The organism is Bacillus sp. cl95, assembly GCF_900115925.1.
In the GTDB taxonomy this organism is placed as follows: Bacteria; Bacillota; Bacilli; order Bacillales; family Cytobacillaceae; genus Neobacillus_A.
Genome location: NZ_FOYF01000001.1, coordinates 296,647 through 316,673 on the forward strand (window position 1 = coordinate 296,647; position 20,027 = coordinate 316,673).

General features: G+C 40.0%; 16 protein-coding genes. All 16 read right to left on the reverse strand.

The genetic code is table 11. The annotated features are described in order from the left end of the window. Window positions 1-436: 436 nt before the first annotated feature. Window positions 437-2,386, reverse strand: coding sequence for an alkaline phosphatase family protein (locus BMZ31_RS01535; RefSeq protein ID WP_090829964.1), 1,950 nt, complete (start codon window positions 2,384-2,386; stop codon window positions 437-439). A gap of 111 nt (window positions 2,387-2,497) precedes the next feature. After that, window positions 2,498-2,869, reverse strand: a complete 372-nt coding sequence (locus BMZ31_RS20630) for a VOC family protein (protein WP_254778607.1) — start codon at window positions 2,867-2,869, stop codon at window positions 2,498-2,500. An 840-nt stretch (window positions 2,870-3,709) separates the two neighbouring features. Beyond that, window positions 3,710-4,255 carry an outer spore coat protein CotE gene (locus BMZ31_RS01545; protein WP_090829966.1) on the reverse strand — a complete coding sequence of 182 codons (546 nt, stop codon included), beginning with the start codon at window positions 4,253-4,255 and terminating at the stop codon, window positions 3,710-3,712. Window positions 4,256-4,493: 238 nt separating this feature from the next. Continuing rightward, window positions 4,494-4,946, reverse strand: a complete 453-nt coding sequence (locus tag BMZ31_RS01550) for a YlbF/YmcA family competence regulator (protein ID WP_090829967.1) — start codon at window positions 4,944-4,946, stop codon at window positions 4,494-4,496. A 1-nt stretch (window position 4,947) separates the two neighbouring features. Further along, window positions 4,948-6,492 (reverse strand): tRNA (N6-isopentenyl adenosine(37)-C2)-methylthiotransferase MiaB, encoded by a 1,545-nt coding sequence (miaB, locus tag BMZ31_RS01555; protein WP_090829968.1) that lies wholly within the window; start codon window positions 6,490-6,492, stop codon window positions 4,948-4,950. 709 nt (window positions 6,493-7,201) lie between these two features. Continuing rightward, the gene (locus BMZ31_RS01560) at window positions 7,202-8,068 is read right to left on the reverse strand and encodes a 2-oxoacid:ferredoxin oxidoreductase subunit beta (protein ID WP_090829969.1); all 867 of its coding nucleotides are present in this window, start codon (window positions 8,066-8,068) and stop codon (window positions 7,202-7,204) included. Next, window positions 8,069-9,805, reverse strand: a complete 1,737-nt coding sequence (locus BMZ31_RS01565) for a 2-oxoacid:acceptor oxidoreductase subunit alpha (protein ID WP_090829970.1) — start codon at window positions 9,803-9,805, stop codon at window positions 8,069-8,071. Between the two features lie 287 nt (window positions 9,806-10,092). Further along, complete coding sequence (locus BMZ31_RS01570; protein ID WP_090829971.1) at window positions 10,093-11,022, reverse strand: dipeptidase; 930 nt, start codon at window positions 11,020-11,022, stop codon at window positions 10,093-10,095. A 178-nt stretch (window positions 11,023-11,200) separates the two neighbouring features. Next, the gene (gene spoVS, locus BMZ31_RS01575; RefSeq protein ID WP_029281188.1) at window positions 11,201-11,461 is read right to left on the reverse strand and encodes a stage V sporulation protein SpoVS; all 261 of its coding nucleotides are present in this window, start codon (window positions 11,459-11,461) and stop codon (window positions 11,201-11,203) included. A 421-nt stretch (window positions 11,462-11,882) separates the two neighbouring features. Beyond that, window positions 11,883-12,680 carry a TIGR00282 family metallophosphoesterase gene (locus BMZ31_RS01580; RefSeq protein WP_090829972.1) on the reverse strand — a complete coding sequence of 266 codons (798 nt, stop codon included), beginning with the start codon at window positions 12,678-12,680 and terminating at the stop codon, window positions 11,883-11,885. A gap of 116 nt (window positions 12,681-12,796) precedes the next feature. After that, window positions 12,797-14,356 (reverse strand): ribonuclease Y, encoded by a 1,560-nt coding sequence (gene rny / locus BMZ31_RS01585; RefSeq protein ID WP_090829973.1) that lies wholly within the window; start codon window positions 14,354-14,356, stop codon window positions 12,797-12,799. 370 nt (window positions 14,357-14,726) lie between these two features. Continuing rightward, on the reverse strand, window positions 14,727-15,767 hold the full coding sequence (recA, locus tag BMZ31_RS01590; protein WP_090829974.1) for a recombinase RecA: 1,041 nt from the start codon (window positions 15,765-15,767) through the stop codon (window positions 14,727-14,729). A gap of 594 nt (window positions 15,768-16,361) precedes the next feature. Continuing rightward, the gene (locus BMZ31_RS01595; protein WP_090829975.1) at window positions 16,362-17,612 is read right to left on the reverse strand and encodes a competence/damage-inducible protein A; all 1,251 of its coding nucleotides are present in this window, start codon (window positions 17,610-17,612) and stop codon (window positions 16,362-16,364) included. Between the two features lie 92 nt (window positions 17,613-17,704). Further along, the gene (pgsA, locus tag BMZ31_RS01600; protein WP_090829976.1) at window positions 17,705-18,280 is read right to left on the reverse strand and encodes a CDP-diacylglycerol--glycerol-3-phosphate 3-phosphatidyltransferase; all 576 of its coding nucleotides are present in this window, start codon (window positions 18,278-18,280) and stop codon (window positions 17,705-17,707) included. 59 nt (window positions 18,281-18,339) lie between these two features. Beyond that, entirely contained in the window at window positions 18,340-19,224 is an 885-nt protein-coding gene (locus tag BMZ31_RS01605) for a helix-turn-helix domain-containing protein (protein WP_368086624.1), read from the reverse strand. Window positions 19,225-19,233: 9 nt separating this feature from the next. Continuing rightward, entirely contained in the window at window positions 19,234-20,025 is a 792-nt protein-coding gene (locus tag BMZ31_RS01610) for a DUF3388 domain-containing protein (protein WP_090829978.1), read from the reverse strand. Window positions 20,026-20,027: the final 2 nt, after the last annotated feature.

Sequence of the window (20,027 nt, forward strand, 5' to 3'; positions counted from 1 at the left end):
AAGAGCTTTTTCATTCGATAAATTGAACAGCCTTTAAATGTTACAGTGGCGATAAAAAGAAAGGCTGTTTTCGTAAACTTTGTTTCTATTTAACAAATAGGCTCTGTTAAACTGGCCTGTTGATTTCCGCTCCAGTCGTTTGCTTTCCGGTACGAATAAGCAAATTTGTCTTAGGGGCGTTCGTCGAGCCTCCTCGTAGCTATCGCTCCTGCGGGGTCTCCCCTGTAACGCTAATCCCCCAGGACATTGATGAGCTTCCTAGAAATAACCCACGCACGAAGAAAAAGCGTAGGCATTTTCGAGGAGTCAAGCGCCCTCCGCTCCAATCAGCTTCTTTAAATATGGTATTCTTTCACAAAACTTATTTAAGAAACAACAATCTTTTAGAAGAGAGCAAAAAGAAAAAACTGGCGAAGTTCGCCAGCCAATCTCCATACTATTTTTGAAAGATTCCCTTCAAATTTTGTCCTTCTACGAATTTGGGTGCTTTAATGGCTAGACAGTGATACAAAGTCGGGGCCACATCCAAGTTCGTGACAGAATGAATAAGGTTACCTTTTTTAATACCACTTCCCATAGCAAAGAAAACAGGTCTTAACGCCTCACGATTTGGGTCGCCTCCGTGTGTACCCAATTCCTCTGCAGGATGTGTCACTTTTTTATGACCTTGTCCTACAATAAATCCTTCACCAGTCAAGATTAACAGATCCCCAAAATTCTCATGTTTCGCCATCCTATTTTTGGAGGTTTCAATTATTTTTTCAAATGGCTTTACCTCATCTTTAATGGCATAGGTGTTCAGTTCACCCACTGCTTTCGAAATGAAATCGCCTGTCAGCTTATCATTTGAAAAGCGGTCAAACAATTCGTCTACATAGAATTCGACGGTTTCTTTTTCTTTTGAGACGGGTACTTCATAATCTTTGAAGAGTTTAATAAGTTCTGATTTCGTTTTAATATATTCTTTTTCTTTCAATTGCCCGCCTTTTTCTCGATCTTCTAAATTAACATAGATATTTGCGGACGAACCGCTCGCTACAGCATAAGCTTTAGACTCTTTCACATCGACTTTTCCATCATCAGTAAGTTTTAAGTAACCTTCATCTAACAAAATCTTGTTCGGCTCAATAGTAGTGTGTGCAGGCTCCATACCATGATCCGAAACGACGAATAACTGATCATTAGCTTTTAATTTTCTCATCATCTGACCAACCATGGAATCGGCAACTTTATAGGACCACTCTATATATTCGTTATTTTCTTCAGCCTTCTTCTCTGTATAGCCAGGTTGTCGCGGGTCTTCAAGCAAGAATTCATGTTGTTCATGGTCGATTTGCGGAGCGTAATACATAAGTAAATCAGGTTTGTATTCCTGTTTAATATATATGGAAACATCCGAAACCCAATCTGTAAAACGAGTACTTACCTCTTCATATTCTTTTCTCGTGATCCAACCATTAACCAACGCCTTGGTATCATCCTGGACTGGGAAGAAACCAAACTTCTTGTGAATATCTTCTGAAAATCCCCTCGGACCTTGGATGCTTCCAGATGTCACAGCTGTTCGATACATTTTTATTTGCGACAAACTTTCTCCTGAACTTTTAAGCTTAAAATAATACCCCGCGTACTCTCCATCTTTCACTTTAACAGGCATGCTTCCCCACATATTGCCACTGATCTTGGCATCAGTTTCATCCACTACCTTATCTGTAGAAAGGACGAAAGAATCATAGTTTAATCTATGATCATCGGTCGAGTCGATTGCCAACATATGATATGAAGTTTCGTCCATTTTTTCCAAATCTATATTGAATTTTGCTTCTTGCGGCTCGCTATAACTCGTTTCCTCAAACTCCCACCCTTGAGCAGGAATGAAATTTAATTCCTCCAACTTGCTCTGTGCCCATGTGTCTCCATAGAAAATGGTGTAATCAGCCTGTTCGCCTGTTTTAGGATTGGCACCTGGGAAGATGATCGTAGCAGTCGTTTTCCCACTTTTCCTTGCCTCTTTCCATATCGGGCTAACATCCAATTCTTGTTTAAAAGCATTATTTTTATTCGTTAGCTTTGTCCCTTCTTCGTGCCACTGGTTGCTCACAAAACCTGTTTCTCTAGGTCTCGCTCCCGTTGCTATGGCTGCATGCGATGGAGCTGTAAGTGAAGGTGTGATTGTGCGCGAACGAGTAGCACTGGTACCCTGCTTCATTAATTTTTTGATGTGAGGAAGTTTTCCTTCCTTCACAAATTTTTTGGTCAGATCATTTCTCATTCCGTCAAATGAAATCAAGATTACTTGCTTTTTCTCTGCCGCATTCACGTTATGAACGCCTATGTTGGTCATAATTCCAAATGCAATCAAAAACACTTTCATTTTTCTAAACATGATATTCCCCCGTCTATCTTTCTATAACAGGGTTATTTCCCTCTTAACTAAACTCCGAAACTATTGATATGCTACCAATTACATGAATGTTAACATAGCTTTTCCTCATATTTACCCTATACCAACGGAATTCATGAGAACGATTCTCCATCCATCTGGATCTTCAATGGTCACTCCCCCTCTTGCCCAATAAGGGTTTTCAGAAGTGACAGCTGGAAACCCCATCCCAGCAAGACGACTGACAATTTTATCACGTTCATAACGGCTGGTAATGTAGAATACCAATAAATGTTCCTTTGTAGGTAAGGGTAGTTCTATAAACTCCTCAAATTGTGTAAATTCCAAATGGTATCCGTAGTTTGGCAATCCAAACATCAAACCGTCATACCCCTCATGTTTTCTAAACTCGCCTATCTTCTTAAGACCAAGACCCTCTTTGTAAAACTGTTCAATCTTTTCTAATTGATTGGTCGGGCGTGCCATCCTGAATTGTACTGCCGGTACCTCGCCGTCCCATTGCTTTTTGACCTTGATTTCGTAGTCAAATTCTTCATGATAGAAGCGAGCCTCTTCAGGACCTGATACAACGATTTTAAGTGGATAAATAGTCGCAGCACGTTCCGTGGGATACCAGTTTCTTCCCTCTTTGACGAGGACAAAAACACCTTCTCTATCTCCATAAAAGGCAAACCTATCGCTTTCAGCTTTATAGATATTACTGATAACCGATGAGAGGTTATTTCGCATCTCTTCAACTGAATTCACAGGCATTCCAACTTCACCGATGTCATGCCAACCACTTAATTCTTTCGCACCGCTCCAGCTTACCGGTCTTTCTAATAGCTCCATAATATTCCCGTCCGGATCAACAAAGTATGCCTGCTTGCCTTCCCAAAATAGACTGTAATTCCCTTCTTCATCTGGCAAGAGCAAACTCCTTTGTGCCAGACGCTCATAGATGAAATCAAAGTAATCAGACCCTGTTCTAAAACATAAATGGTAAAAAGGTGTAGACGTATCTTTTTCAAAAATCAGCTTTGTTGATCCCGCCATAACTGAAAAGGAAGCATCCGTACTTGAAACCAATTCCATCAATAATATATTTTGATAAAAATCCTTCATATTCTCCAAATTAAAGCATTTAATATGAACCTGATATATTCTCATCATTATCTCTCCTCTCCACATTATTATATTTTTCTTATCATTTCGTTTGGTCAGCCAAAAGTTGTATGGATCACTCATCAATTATAAGGAACAAAGAGTACTCATATGGAAAAGGACAAAAAAAAAACCAGGAAGTGGAACCTTCCTAGTTTTGTATTATTCTTCTTCAGCACCTAGCAAGAAATCTGGATTTAGGTCTTCAAAATCTTCATCATCCAGTTCTGTGCCCCACTCTTCATCATCACATTCACATTTTTCAGGGTAAACAGCTACACAAACCTTTGTTTCGCCGATTACTTCCACAAGGAATTCCCTTTCGACGTGGACGATGATTTTATTGCCATTTGGTGAAATAACAGCTTCACAGCAATTTGGTTGCTGCAATACCTTCGCAATGATTTCTTGATCATCATGGCTATCAGGGTCACGGTATCTTAACTTAATGACATCTTTATAAGTTACACGTTCTGTGACAACTTCTGTTTTTGTATTTTCGTTATAAGAATACCATACGTTAATGTCATAGGATCCGTGTATTTCTACAGTTTTACCGCACTTTTTCGCCTCAAATTTATGGTTGATGATCCAACAGCCAAGAATGCTTGTTGGACTATGTGCCGGGCAAATCGTATGATTGGACTGTGTGAATTTCCGTCCTTTGGCTACGACCGCTTTGGTTATAATCTCTCTGTATTCTCCCATTTCGAGCGAACCCTCCTCTTTCAGTTTCATTTCATCCTATGCTCAAAATTAGACTAGTGTGCGATATATTTTTTTAAACACTGGATAAAAGTTTAGTCATAGTTCAGTTTATGCGCGGATTTTTGGGATTGTGCCTTATTGCCTAAGAAAACTTCCGAAAAAACAAAATGCTTACAGAGGGTTTTCTGCTCCATTAAAAAAACCAGGCTGATTTCTCAGCCTGGTTTTTGGTTAATTATTAATGATGATCGTGGTCGTGATCATGACTGCAGCTATCACTTTGATTGGCTACATTAGCACCCGTTTCGCCACGAAGCAGGTCTCCACCCGTTGAAGTAACAATTTGGTCTGTTACAGTATTAGAAATTGCTGAAGCAATCAACTGTAAAAGTTCATTTACTTCTAATTGTGATTGTTTAAAATCTTGAACAACTGGAATTTCATCCAATTCTTTCTCAATTGAAGCAATTTTGTCTTCTACTTTTTTTAACGCTTCTGGCTTTCCATAATGCTGTAAGTTGACAGCTTGCTTTTGTAGACCCTTTATATCCGAAATCAATGTACGAATTTTTTCGTTCTGGTGGATTTGTGCTTCCGCACGTTTAAAGAAATCCACTTCTTCTGTTTGAGAAATCATCTGTGCCAATTCTTGTGCACGTGCGACGATATCGTCTTTTGTATACTTCGCCACGTTATTTCACCTCTGCCGTTTCTAGTTCTTCAATCATTTCTCCGTTTAATGACCATGTTTTCGCCGCTGTAATCTTTACTTTAACAATTTTTCCAATTGACGTTTTTGGACCAATGAAGTTTACAAGTTTCAGTTTGCTTGTATAACCGGCAAGCACATCTGGATTGTTCTTGCTTTCCCCTTCTACAAGAACATCGACAACTTGCCCTACATATCTTTGCATTGCCATAGCTGAATATTCGTTTACAACAGCGTTTAGGCGTTGTAAACGTTCCTTTTTTACTTCCATAGGTACATTATCGACCATTTTGGCAGCTGGTGTACCTTCGCGTGGAGAGTAAATAAACGTAAATGCTGCATCGTATCCAACCTCTTTATAGAGGGAAACCGTTTCTTCAAACTGTTCTTCGGTTTCATTCGGATATCCAACAATGATGTCAGTAGTTAAAGAGGCTGTAGGAATTGCTTTCTTAATCTTGCGAACTAACTCAAGATATTGCTCTCTTGTATATTTACGTGCCATGATTTTCAATACATCTGTTGAACCTGATTGTACTGGCAAATGGATATGATCCATCAAGTTTCCGCCTTTTGCAAGCACTTCAATTAAGTGATCATCAAAGTCACGAGGATGACTTGTTGTAAAGCGGATTCTTGGAATGTCAATTTTACGGATTTCATCCATTAAATCGCCAAGGCCGTAGTTGATATCCTCAAGATCCTTACCATAGGCATTTACATTCTGACCTAACAGGGTAATTTCTTGGTATCCTTGAGCTGCCAAATGGCGCACTTCCTGAATGATATCTTCTGGGCGACGGCTTCTTTCCTTACCACGAGTATAAGGAACGATACAGTACGTACAGAACTTATCGCAACCGTACATGATGTTTACCCATGCCTTAATGTTGCCACGACGAACCTTTGGAAGGTTTTCAATAACATCCCCTTCTTTAGACCATACTTCGATGACCATTTCTTTGGACATGTATGCTTCATGAAGGATATTAGGTAGTCTGTGGATATTATGGGTTCCAAAGATCATATCAACCTGGTTGTACGTTTTTAAAATTTTGTTAACAACCGATTCTTCTTGGGACATACAACCGCATACCCCGATTAACAAATCCGGTCTCTCTGTTTTAAGATGCTTTAAATGACCAAGTTCACCAAATACTTTATTTTCCGCATTTTCACGAATTGCACAAGTATTAAGAAGAATTACATTAGCATCATCTACACTATTAGTAGCTTCATAACCAAGCGCAAGAAAAATCCCTGCCATTACTTCTGTGTCATGTTCGTTCATTTGACAACCATAGGTGCGGATGTAGAATTTACGGCCATCACCCATTCCACGGAATTCTTCAGAGATAGCGAAATCTTTATGGTATTTGACTTCTTCTTTCCCGCGTAATTTAGCGTCTTTTAAGGAAGGTGGAGTATAGACAGTCTCAAAGTATTTACTGAAATCTTTTTCGGATTTTTTGTCCGATGGATTTGCAGATTCTACTTTTTGACTTTGTAAGCGTTGCTCTTCATTCATAAAAAGGTATGTCCCCTTTCAATTGATTCCACTATAATCGTACAATCTTAAGTAATTCTAATAGACATGCACATTACTATAGTATAAAGGTTCATGCGGGTGAAAACAATAGAAACAAGCCATACCGAACAAGGCAGAACCCGTTATTTTATACTTGAATTTTCATTTTAATTCATTGACAACGATGATGAAGTGAAAAAAATCACAAAATGTAGGACAGGTGACTTTATTTATTAGGCTCTGTTAAACTTGGTTGTTGATTTTCGCTCCAGGGCACTCGCTTTCCGCGGGCGGTTCGGGAGCCTCCTCGTCGCTTCACTCCTGCTGGGTCTCCCCTGAACCGCTTTTCCCGCAGGAGTCTCGCACCCTTACGCTACAATCAACAAAACTAATAAATCAACATTGGTCTTTAACAGAGCCATTTATTAAAAATGCAGGGTATTTATAGTCGAATTTTAATCAAAGAAGATTTTATCGATACGAAAAAGAAATATATCGATATGAATTCCTCGTTTATCAATGCAACCCTGCAGATATCCATATGAAAAGTACATAGATCGAAATCGATATGTCAGATATGATCCGACATACAAGATACTCACAACATTATCCTCTATTCAAACCGCCAGCACCGAACAAAACAATCCCGTGAGCACCACTGCCCACGGGATTGTTTTACATCGAGTAAAAGTACTCTCATCTATATTGATTACATGAACTCCGCAACAAGCTTATCGAAATGAGCTTGATCAAGAACTAAATCAGCTTTTGAAAGAGGTTCTTCAGAGTAGCCAGCAACAAGTTCCTGATAAGATTTACGCTCAGTGTTTTGGTAGATCAGACCAGTTACAAGGCCATCATGCTTCATTAATGTTTGCATAGCCATTTCACGGTTAGAAGAATCATAGCCTTCCACATCGCTAAGCTTCGTTAGGTTTTCTTTGAACCAGTCGTATGTGTTTACTTTATTATAAGTAACACATGGGCTGAATACGTTGATTAACGAGAAGCCTTTGTGATTGATTCCAGCTTCGATTAAAGCCGTTAAATCTTTAAGATCAGTTGAGAAGCTTTGCGCAACAAATGTAGCACCAGCCGTTAAAGCCATTTCCATTGGAGAAATTGCTTGTTCAATTGAACCAAGTGGCGTTGATTTTGTTTTAAATCCTGCAGCTGAACGAGGGGATGTTTGTCCCTTTGTTAAACCGTAGATTTGGTTGTCCATTACGATGTAAGTAACATCGATGTTACGGCGGATTGCATGGATCGTGTGACCCATACCGATTGCAAATCCATCTCCGTCACCACCAGAAGCGATAACCGTTAAATCACGGTTAGCCATTTTCACACCTTGTGCAATTGGTAGTGAACGGCCGTGAATGCCGTGGAAACCGTAAGAATTAATGTATCCAGAAATACGTCCAGAACATCCGATTCCAGAAATAACTGCAAGTTGTTCAGGCTCTAAGCCAACGTTTGCTGCTGCACGTTGCATAGCTGCTTGTACGGAAAAGTCTCCACAGCCCGGGCACCAGTTTGGTTTGACGTTATTACGAAAATCTTTAAATGTAGCCATTTAGAACAACTCCTTGCATTTAGACTGAATTTCGTGAGGAAGGAATGGATTTCCATCATATTTCAAGTGTTTTGTAATCTTTTCAGCATGTCCAACATTCATCTTCATGATGTTAGCTAACTGTCCAGTCGCATTGTTTTCTACAACTAGGACTTTCTTAGCTGAACGAACCAATGGAAGAACTTCGTCAGTTGGGAATGGATGGATCAAGCGGATTTGAGCATGATTCACTTTCATTCCTTCTGCTTCAAGACGGATCATTGCTTCTTCAATCGCACCACGAGTTGAGTTGAAACCAACGATTAATACGTCAGCATCTTCGTGTTTTGCATCTTTATGAACGGGTGTGTCAAAACGGATGTTTTCCACTTTACGGAAACGCTTATCCATTTGCGCAATACGGTTGGCAGCTGATTCAGAAGGCTTTCCTGTCTCATCATGCTCAACCCCTGTTACGTGATGGATACCATTTTTCATACCAGGAATAACACGTGGAGAAACGCCATCCTCAGTCACTTCATAACGCTTAAAGTAACCTTTATCAGGGTTCTCTGGAATCTCTTCTGTTACAAGCTTCCCACGACGAATTTCAACTTTATTGAAATCAAGTGGTTCAACTGTTTGTTTACCTAAAGATAATTGAAGGTCAGTTAAAAGGATAACTGGACATTGATATTCTTCAGCTAAGTTGAAAGCTTCAGCAGCATCGTAGAATGCTTCTTGAACTGTACTTGGAGCCATAACGATTTTAGGAATCTCACCGTGAGTTCCATAGATCATAGCCATCAAGTCTGATTGCTCTTGCTTCGTTGGTAGACCTGTAGATGGGCCTCCACGTTGCGTATCAACAATTACAAGCGGAGTCTCAGTGATACCTGACAAACCGATAGCTTCCATTTTTAATGAAAGACCAGGACCTGCGGATGCCGTGATTGTACGAACACCAGCGTAGTTAGCGCCGATTGCCATTGTACATGCAGCGATTTCATCTTCAGTCTGAATAACTGTTCCGCCAAGTGCCGGAAGCTTCTTAATCAAATATTCCATGATTTCTGAAGCTGGCGTGATAGGGTATGCAGCCATAAATCGGCAACCCGCAGCAACTGCACCTAAAGCGATTGCATCGTTCCCAATCATGAACATACGTTTTGTTCCGTCTGCTTTTTCAAGCTCCATTGTTTGAACGTTTGTGCCAAGTTGTTCTTTAATGAAGTCAAAACCTGCTTGGATTGCTTCCATGTTCTTATCTACAACTTGTTGACCTTTTCTGCCAAAGATTTCTTGAACAACTTCTTCAAATACTTTGATGTCAAGATTCAATACAGCCGAAGTTGCACCGATTGCAACCATGTTCTTCATTAAAGAAGTACCTAGTTCAGTGGCCATTTCAGTAAATGGAACCGCATACATAGTTGCTTGAGTATCTTCCGGTTTTACCGGATTAAACTTAGCATCAGCGATGATAACACCATTGCTGTGTAATTCTTTGTAGTTAAGATCGATTGTTTCCTGGTCAAAAGCAACAAGGATATCCAAATCGTCAGAAATTGAACGAACTTGTGATGTGCTAACGCGGATTTTATTGTTTGTGTGGCCACCTTTAATACGTGAAGAAAAGTGACGATAACCGTACAAGAAGTATCCTAAACGATTCAAAGCAATAGAAAAGATTTCCCCAGTACTTTCGATACCTTCCCCTTGCTGTCCGCCAACTTTCCATGAAAGTTGATTGATCATGACTTACACCCCTTTAGATACGTAAAGATATATGTAAAAACATTTTCTTAGATTAGTGTAGCACTTTTCCAAATAATTCACTAGAATCACGCCCGAGTAACACTCCGGCGCCTATAAGTATCTTAAATGGATGTGTACTAAACGCTTTCAATTCTAGACCTATGTGCCAAAAATTGCAACCCTTTATAAATAATTATTGTCTAAAATATGAATATTTTTTTATTTTCAAAAAATAGTTTGGTAGATTTCCTGTTTTTTTAAAGAAAGCGCTTTAAATTAGCGTTTTTTTATTTCTTTTTTGTATATCTTTTCGCCATATTATCGAATAAAAAATTCTTTACTTGTATTTCAGAATAATATTTTTGAAGCTCATTAACCAAATTCATATAGTCTCCAGCCCTACTTAAATCCATTACTGTGTCATCTATGCCATCAAAGTCTGAACCAAAGCCAACATGATTTTCTCCTCCAAGCTCACAAATATGCTCGAGGTGTCTTAGAACATCGGTAATCGTTGCCTTTTTATGTCCTGAAAGGAATTCTGGCACAAATGTCAATCCCATTACACTGTTCCTCTCAATTATGGCTTCAATTTGTTGGTCATTTAGATTTCGAGGGTGTGGGCATAGCGAATAACAATTTGAATGCGAAGCAAATGGGTGATCTGCCCACTCAATGACATCCCAAAATCCTCGCTCTGACAGATGCGAAACATCACACCATGTATTTGTATCGTTCAAGAGGCGCAAAACTTCCATACCGAAACGGGTCAATCCCCCTGCCCTTTCCTCCATTGCTCCATCTGCTACATGATTGGAATCATTCCACGTTAATCCAACAGAAGATACTCCGAGACGAAGCAATGTTTTCAGCTTAACGATATCCCTCCCTATTGCATCACAGCCTTCAAGGGTTAAAATAGCCCCCACTTCATTTTCCTTTAAAGTATTGATGTCCTTGCTATGACTAATAAACCTCATATTCGGATTCTTTTTTAAGATTTTTTCAAAGAAAATATCAACCATATATAAAGATGCATGAAATGATACATCTGGATGTATTGATGGGGATACGAATATGGCAAAACATTGGACCTGTACTTTCGCATTTACTAACTGACTTGCATTTACATGCAGTTTTGAAGAGTCGCTAAAATCTATCGAGGAATCTTTAAACATTTTATAAAGAACGTCACAGTGCGCATCAAATATTCTCATTTCCACTCACTCCTCTTCTCAAATTTAGGCTGTTTTCGCATTGATTGTTGCTTTTACGAAAAATGAAACAACACGAATAGATTCTTATTTCGTGCCAACATGAGTTATGAAAAGAGCCTAAATATAAAAAGAGCCTGCTTGTCTAAGTTAGCAAGCAGGCAGTTTGAACTGAACTTTTTTATCTAGGCTCAATGATGAGTTTAATCGCTGTACGTTCTTCCCCATCGATTAAGATATCTGTAAAGGCCGGGATGCAGATTAAATCTACCCCGCTAGGTGCTACAAATCCTCGAGCAATCGCTACTGCTTTTACCGCTTGATTCAATGCACCCGCACCAATAGCCTGGATTTCCGCTGCACCTCTTTCGCGCAGAACTCCGGCAAGCGCACCAGCTACAGAATTAGGATTAGATTTTGCTGAAACTTTTAATATTTCCATTCCTAGCTCCTCCTTGTATAATCCCGATCCCGCATGAGCATTTCATGAACTAATCAGGCATATATCATTCCACTGCTACTATATTCACGGAAATATCCACATATTCCGGCTTGGACAAAAAAAGTAGAAGTATCAAGGAGTGATCATAGAATTACTCATATTATGACTGGCTGTTTTCGTAAAGTTTTTTGCTATTTTAGGAGTGGTTGATTTCCACTCCAGAATGCTCGCTTTCCTTGGACAAGGGCAAATTCTTCTTGGGCGAGCGGGGTGGAGCCTCCTCGGCGCTACTCGCGCTTCTGGTGTCTCACGTGTCCCGCTGCTACCTCTGGAGTCTCGCACTTTCCATTCCATTCAACTTCTTTTAAACAAATTACGTTTTAAAATCTATTTGCAAAACAACACTCTTTTTGAATAGTCCTTATGAATAGAATGGATGATTGTCGTTAATTAGGATACGTTCAATCTTTTTCGCCAACCCTGTTTTACGGTCAAGTTCAATAGAAACCGCACTAAGTTGGCTCGGACCTGACGTAGGCACTTCAAATCGAACAGGTAAAGCGGTTAGAAACCTCTTCAATACAGCGTCTCTCTCAACACCTAGGATTCCATCATATGGACCAGTCATTCCCACATCGGTAATGTATGCAGTACCTCCTGGAAGTATCCTATTATCGGCTGTTTGAACGTGCGTATGAGTTCCTACAACAGCAGAAACTCGTCCTTCCAAGTACCATCCCATTGCAAGTTTTTCACTGGTGGCTTCAGCATGGAAGTCAACAAAAATGAACGGTGTACGTTTTTTTGCCTCCTCCACCAACTCGTCTGCCTTTTTAAATGGGCAATCAATAGCAGGCATAAAAGTTCTTCCTTGTAGATTGATTACTGCAAGCTCAATATCATTCATCCTGATATATACAATTCCTGTCCCTGGTGTACCAGCAGGAAAATTAGCTGGGCGGACAAGGTATTTTGCTTTTTCAATAAACTCAAAGATTTCACGATTATCCCAGGCATGGTTTCCTAAGGTTACCGCCTGAGCTCCTACTTCTAAAAACTGACGGTAAATTGCCTCTGTAATACCTTTACCACCAGCTGCATTTTCACCGTTAATAATCGTCATATGGGGGCGATATTTTTCTTTTAGTTTCGGTACGTACTCTTTTACCATATCACGACCTGGAGAACCGACAACGTCTCCTACAAATAATAAATTCATGTAATTTCCTTTCTATACTGCATATATTTTAACATGCTCTAAGTTTAACACATTTCCCTCCATGTCTATCCAATATCAGACTCTAAAAAAGGAAAAGCGGTGCAAGATGCACCGCTTTATTTTGCGTATTCAACTGCTCTTGTTTCCCTGATGACTGTAACCTTAATGTGACCAGGATAATCAAGCTCTTCTTCAATGCGCTTTCTGATATCCCTTGCAAGTCTATGTGCTGCCAAATCATCAATAGATTCTGGTTTAACCATGATACGAACCTCACGGCCAGCTTGAATCGCAAATGATTTCTCAACACCTTCATAAGACTCGGAAATTTCTTCAAGCTTTTCAAGTCGGCGAATGTAGTTTTCAAGCGTCTCACTACGTGCACCAGGTCTAGCAGCAGATAATGCATCAGCTGCAGCAACCAATACTGCAATGATTGACGTTGGTTCCTTATCGCCGTGATGGGATGCGATACTGTTGATAACAACCGGATGCTCTTTATACTTCGTAGCGAGCTCAACTCCGATTTCAACGTGGCTTCCTTCGACTTCGTGATCGATTGCTTTACCGATATCATGCAGTAAACCTGCACGTCTAGCAAGCGTTTCATCTTCACCTAACTCAGCAGCAAGCAAACCTGATAACTGAGCTACTTCCATACTGTGCTTCAAGACATTTTGACCGTAGCTTGTACGGTATCTTAGTCGGCCTAGAATCTTGATAAGATCTGGATGTAATCCGTGGACGCCTACTTCGAAAGTAGTTTGTTCTCCGATTTCTCGAATGTGTTCATCCACTTCTCGACGAGATTTTTCAACCATTTCCTCGATACGAGCTGGGTGAATACGTCCATCTTGCACAAGTTTCTCAAGCGCAAGTCTTGCCGTTTCACGACGAATTGGATCAAATCCGGATAAAATAACTGCTTCAGGAGTATCATCTATAATAAGATCGATTCCTGTAAGTGTTTCTAACGTACGGATATTTCGGCCTTCTCGTCCAATAATACGGCCTTTCATCTCATCATTTGGAAGGTTGACAACGGAAACCGTCGTTTCAGCGACATGATCAGCAGCGCAACGCTGGATCGCAAGCGATAGTAATTCCTTCGCTTTTTTGTCGGATTCTTCTTTCGCACGGGTTTCGCTTTCTTTAATCATGACAGCGGTATCATGTGCTAATTCCTGTTCGAGACGATCTAAAATGATCGCTTTTGCTTCGTCACGAGTCAGACTAGAAATTCTTTCAAGTTCTGTCTGCTGTGCACGTACCATCTCGTCCACTTTGCTTTCCATCTCTTCAATATGCTGTTGTCTTTGGTTAAGAGAATCGTCCTTCTTTTCTAAAAGACTTTCACGTTTATTTAACGTTTCATCTTTTCGGTCCAAATTCTCTTCTCTTTGTAGTAAACGATTTTCTTGCTTTTGTAGTTCATTTCTTCGTTCACGAACCTCACGTTCAGCTTCTGTTCGAAGCTTGTGAATTTCATCCTTTGCCTCTAACAGGGCTTCTTTTTTCGATGCATCTGCGTCACGTTTCGCATCTTCAAGAATTTGCTCTGCAGCACTCTTTGCTCCTGCAATTTTTGCTTCAGCAATGGATTTTCGGATAAAATAGCCAACAACTGCACCGACGAATAGGCCAAGCAAAATGGAGATGATTGTAATTGGTTCCATCGTTACACCTCCTCTTGCTATGAACTTTTGTTACATTTTTAAGTGTCGGCATGTATATTGTTGAAACTCAACATACAGCAAGCACTACGGCTTTTAAGCATTGTAATTATTACGAAAAATGTAAAATATACATGTTAATTGTAAAGCTGAGCAAATACATTGTCAAGGGTAAGTACTTTTGGCTTTTTTAAATATTTAGAATTCTGCACATTCCTACAAACGCAGTCGCTTTTTAGCTTCAGATATATTATTGAGTTGTTCTTTTCAACTACATTGTTGATCATTGACTTTAACAGAGACAATCATATAAACAAAGGGCAAAGCCGTTATAACAGACTTTGCCCTTTTGACCGGAAATACCCGGAAGATATTAATCAATCAATTCAAATTGCTCGTCGTCTTCAGTCTCAGGTAGGGATTTCTCCTCATCCAAACCGTAATGTTCACGAATCTTCTTTTGGATTTCAAGAAGAACAGAAGGGTTCTCTTTCAAGAAGAGTTTTGAGTTTTCGCGACCTTGGCCAAGTCGTTCCTCATTATAAGAATACCAAGATCCACTCTTTTGCACGATATCTAGCTCTGATCCAAGGTCGATCGTTTCGCCTTCTTTAGAGATTCCTTCACCGTACATGATATCTACTTCAGCTACACGGAAAGGAGGAGCTACCTTATTTTTGACAACTTTGATTTTTGTCTTGTTACCGACAATGTCTGTACCTTGCTTTAATTGCTCTGCACGGCGAACTTCAAGTCGAACAGTTGAATAGAACTTCAATGCACGTCCGCCCGGAGTTACTTCAGGGTTACCAAACATAACGCCGACTTTTTCACGGATCTGGTTGATGAAGATAGCAATAGTCTTAGACTTATTAATGGCACCAGATAACTTACGTAATGCTTGAGACATTAAACGCGCTTGTAAACCAACGTGAGAATCTCCCATTTCACCTTCGATTTCAGCTTTTGGTACTAATGCAGCTACTGAGTCAATAACAAGAATATCTACAGCTCCGCTTCGAACAAGTGCTTCTGCGATTTCAAGAGCTTGTTCTCCTGTATCTGGCTGAGAAAGAAGAAGCTCATCAATGTTTACGCCAAGCTTTTGTGCATATGCGGGGTCAAGAGCATGCTCAGCATCGATGAATGCAGCTTGTCCGCCTGTTGCTTGTACTTCTGCAATAGCATGAAGCGCAACAGTTGTTTTACCTGAACTTTCTGGACCATAAATTTCAATAATACGTCCGCGTGGATATCCGCCTACTCCAAGAGCAGCATCCAATGCTAAAGAGCCACTTGGGACAGTTGAGATTTTACGATCTGTTTGCTCTCCAAGTTTCATGATAGAGCCTTTACCGAATTGCTTTTCTATTTGTTTTAAAGCCATTTCTAAAGCAGCTTGACGATCACTCACGTATAATTTCCTCCCTCATATATAAAAGACAAAATTTGATGTCGTATGAATCTAGTTTTGTTAACCTATTTTTACTATAAACCTTTTGAGACCATTTGTCGAGTAAAAAATCGAACATTCATTCGTTTTTTTCATACCAATGATTAACATCTAAATTGGTTGTTATCTGTAGGCTTTCGACCGTTTTCATGTAATTATAGATGTAGAAATGCTTTTTCAGATGTTAGTCTGATAATTTCTTAGTATCCCTATACAACGAGGTTTAAACTTGAGTTTAATATAAAATCGAGATTTTCAGAAAGGCTCTGTTAATGTTTAGTGTTGTTTTTTTATAAGTGAGTATGGGGAATTCACTCCCTTTCCGCCGACGAACTGGCAAGCCTCCTCGCTCGTTCCTCACTTCGGGGTCTTTCCAGCCCGTTTTTCCGCAGGACATTGAATAAGCTTCCGTGAATAATCACCGCACGAAGGAAATGCGATAGCATTTTCGAGGAGTCTCGCGGATTCCCTCCCATAAAATAATCAACAGTTTCGTTTAACAGAGCCTTCAGAAAAGGGCAGTCAGTCTTCCGCAAAGAAAAAAACACAGAACTTTTAAGCGTTCCATGTTTTTTTCAGACTGTCTATCAAGAAATGACAGCCATATTTGACACTTCTTACTCGAATTGCTTCCCTGCTTCCACCGAGATTCAATTTTTCCACTCTAATTGGTTTACCCTTTATTGCAATGCCAATATATACCGTACCGACTGGATGTCCCTCTAACTGATCAGGACCCGCCACACCAGTAAAACTTACTGCAACATCAGATTGAAAAATTCCGAGAGTGTTTTGTGCAAGTTCTGCCGCACATTCCTCACTCACCACTCCGCTCTTCTCTATTGTCTCTTCTTTCACTTTCAGTACATTTGCTTTAGCTTCGTTTGTATAACAGACGACTCCGCCTTTCAAAAGAGCCCCCGCACCTGGAATAGAGGTGAATTGTTCTTGGAACATTCCTCCTGTCAGACTTTCTGCTACTGCAATTGTTAATCCTTCATGGGATAAAAGTTTCGTCAGTTCTTTTATTAAAGAAGTATCATCATAACCGTAGAAATAAGAACCTACTCTTTTCAAAATTTCCTGTTCCGATTCGTCTAGTAGCGCATGTGCTGTAGAAATAACTTCATGCTTAGCTGTGAGTCTTAGCGTTACTTCACCATCTGAAGCTAGTGGTGCAATCGTTGGATTACTTTGCGAGTCAATCAAGTCTTCTACTTCGGTTTCAAGCATCGCCTCACCAATGCCAAAGAAGCGGAGTACTCGTGAGACAATTTGTTGTTTGTCCTCCAAGACATTTTGCAAGGCACTATGCCCATACTTCAAGAACATAGGCTCCATTTCCTTAGGGGGACCAGGTAATAGCATGTAAAAATGGTTACCCTTTTTCAAAAACATGCCAGGCGCCATACCATTATCATTAGGGAGAATCTTAGAATCTTCTAATACGATCGCTTGTTTACGATTGTTGTCTGTCATATGACGATTCGTGCGCTTGAAATATTCTTTGATGCTAGTCAGTGCATTCTCGTCCATCACGAGTTGCTTCTTTAGATGTTTTGCAATGGTCTCTTTTGTTAAATCGTCCTTGGTCGGTCCAAGTCCACCTGTAAAAACAATCAAGTTTGAACGACTTTCAGCAATTTCTATCGCTTTTTGCAAGCGATCAGGATTATCTCCAACCACCGTATGAAAAAAGACATTTACTCCGAGCTCGGCAAGCTGCAAAGATAAAAATTTCGCATTGCTATTAACAATTTGACCTAGTAGAAGCTCAGAACCAACCGCTATGATTTCAGCATTCATTAGCCAACACCCTTCCCATTATGTCTTATATATATAATTTGCACCTTCAGTTGTTAACAAAAAACTCCCATTAAGGGAGTTTCATCATCAACTTATTTTGAGTTAATAAATGCATGTTTGTTTTTTGCAAAATAGTCCCAACCAGACCAAATAGTAAATAACATGGCAACCCATAATGAAATCATGTCAAATGGAATGGCCATCAATTCGAAAATCGTATTATGAAGTAACAGCGCTGAGATTGCTACAATTTGTGCCCATGTCTTGATTTTCCCGAGCATGTTTGCTGCGACAACTTCCCCTTCGCCCGCTAGTACTAAGCGTAGACCAGTGATGGCAAATTCACGGCTAATGATAATGATGACGATCCATGAAGGAGCCAAATGTAGTTCAACTAATACGATAAGGGCAGCTGAAACCAACAGCTTGTCTGCTAATGGATCCAAAAATTTCCCCAGGTTTGTAACAAGGTCGTATTTTCGAGCGTAATATCCGTCTACCCAATCTGTCACCGATGCAAGGATAAATATTAATGCACCAACAAAATGTGCAACAGGCATTTCTGCACCTAGAAAATTCATGTTGCCCCAGTCTGGTACAAGCATAATCAAAAGGAACAAAGGTATTAACAGGATTCTTGATATGGTAATCTTATTCGGTAAATTCATCTTTTTTCCTCCACAAGCGTTTTAAAAACCAACCGACAATAACCTTTCTTTATCAAAGACTATTGTGTAGGGGGTACAAAGCGGACTGTAATATCCTGACGTACGACCTCAGTTGGCGGAACAGCGTACTCTAGCTTCTGGCCATTTACATAAATTTCAGTATCATTTGTGCGGCCGACTACTATGATAGCTTCTGTCTCCTTACTAAGGTCGAACGTTTGGCTTTCAGTTGCGCCCTTTTTCAGCATGCCTTGGAAAAAAGAGAAACCTTTGCCATTCTTGATTTGAATCCAAGTTTCACCTGTCGTAACGACTTTCAGTTCAAACTTGGCAGCGTTTTTCAATTCATAAGTAGACTTGGCACCTTTGCCTTCTACTACAGTTAGTTCCTGCTTTGGAGTTTCCTCTTTTGCAGGTTCCTCAACAGGTTCTTTTTCCTCTTCTTCAACAGGCACTTCTTCTTTTTCTTTATCCTTTAGATCATCCACTACATTGATAGGAGCCTTTTCCTTATCAACAGGTTCCAAAGCATCGTCATCTGCATTGTTTTGAAGAAAATAATAAAGCAGGCCAAGTGCACCTACAACAAAAACAACAACGAGCAAAGTTGGAAGAACCGCAAACACCTTTGGATTCGATTCAGTGATTGTTTTTCTCGACTTCACCCTTGATAACTGCTCGGGTAGTTCTTCATTTCTGATTGTAGGAATGTCATCTTTGTACTGATCAAATAGTTCTTCTGGATCTAGTTGAACAGCTTCAGCATATTGCTTAATGAACGCCCTCACGTAGAATTTCCCGGGCATCACATCGTAGTTTCCCTCTTCAATGCCAATTAAATAGCGCTTTTGAATTTTTGTGATGGTCTGTAAATCGTCCAAACTCAACCCTTTGGTTAAGCGAGCTTCTTTTAGTCGATTACCTAATTCCGTCAACGGTAACACCTTCCATTATTAAAAATCAAATCCCCCGAATTCCGACCCGGAGAACATGTTGTGGTTTTCGACAACTTCATACGTTATTTCTTCTTCATGATCATTACGCAGTTCAATAATATAATCAAAGTCGTCCAAAGTATATTCTGTATTTTGCACGAAAAAGTCGGGATGTTCAACCACTTTTACAGCGGGAAGGCGCATTATTTCCCTAACAAGCTGCAAATGGCGTTCATTCGCTCTCCTCGTAGACACGATTCCATCAAGGATAAATAAATTGTTTTCATTGTATTCATCCTCGATTAATTGATTTCTGATCGTTTGCTTTAGGAGAGTGGACGAAACAAACAACCATCTCTTGTTCGCGCACACACTTGAAGCGACAATAGATTCAGTCTTGCCAACTCGCGGCATTCCGCGAATCCCGATAAGCTTGTGGCCCTCCTGCTTAAAGAGTTCTGCAAGAAAATCGACAAGCAGCCCAAGTTCATCTCTTACAAATCGGAAAGTTTTCTTATCATCTGCATCTCGTTGTATGTATCGTCCATGTCGAACAGCAAGGCGGTCGCGCAGTTTAGGTTCCCGAATTTTTATTAACTTTATTGTATCCATAGTTTGGAGAATTGACTCAAGGCGAACAATTTGGTCATCATCTTTGGCTAAAATCAGCAAACCGCGGCGTCCTTCGTCCACTCCATTGATTGTGACGATATTAATGGATAGCATACCAAGGAGCGAGGCAATGTCTCCAAGTAGCCCTGGTCGGTTTTTTTGGATCTCATATTCAATATACCATTCTTTCTTGGACATTA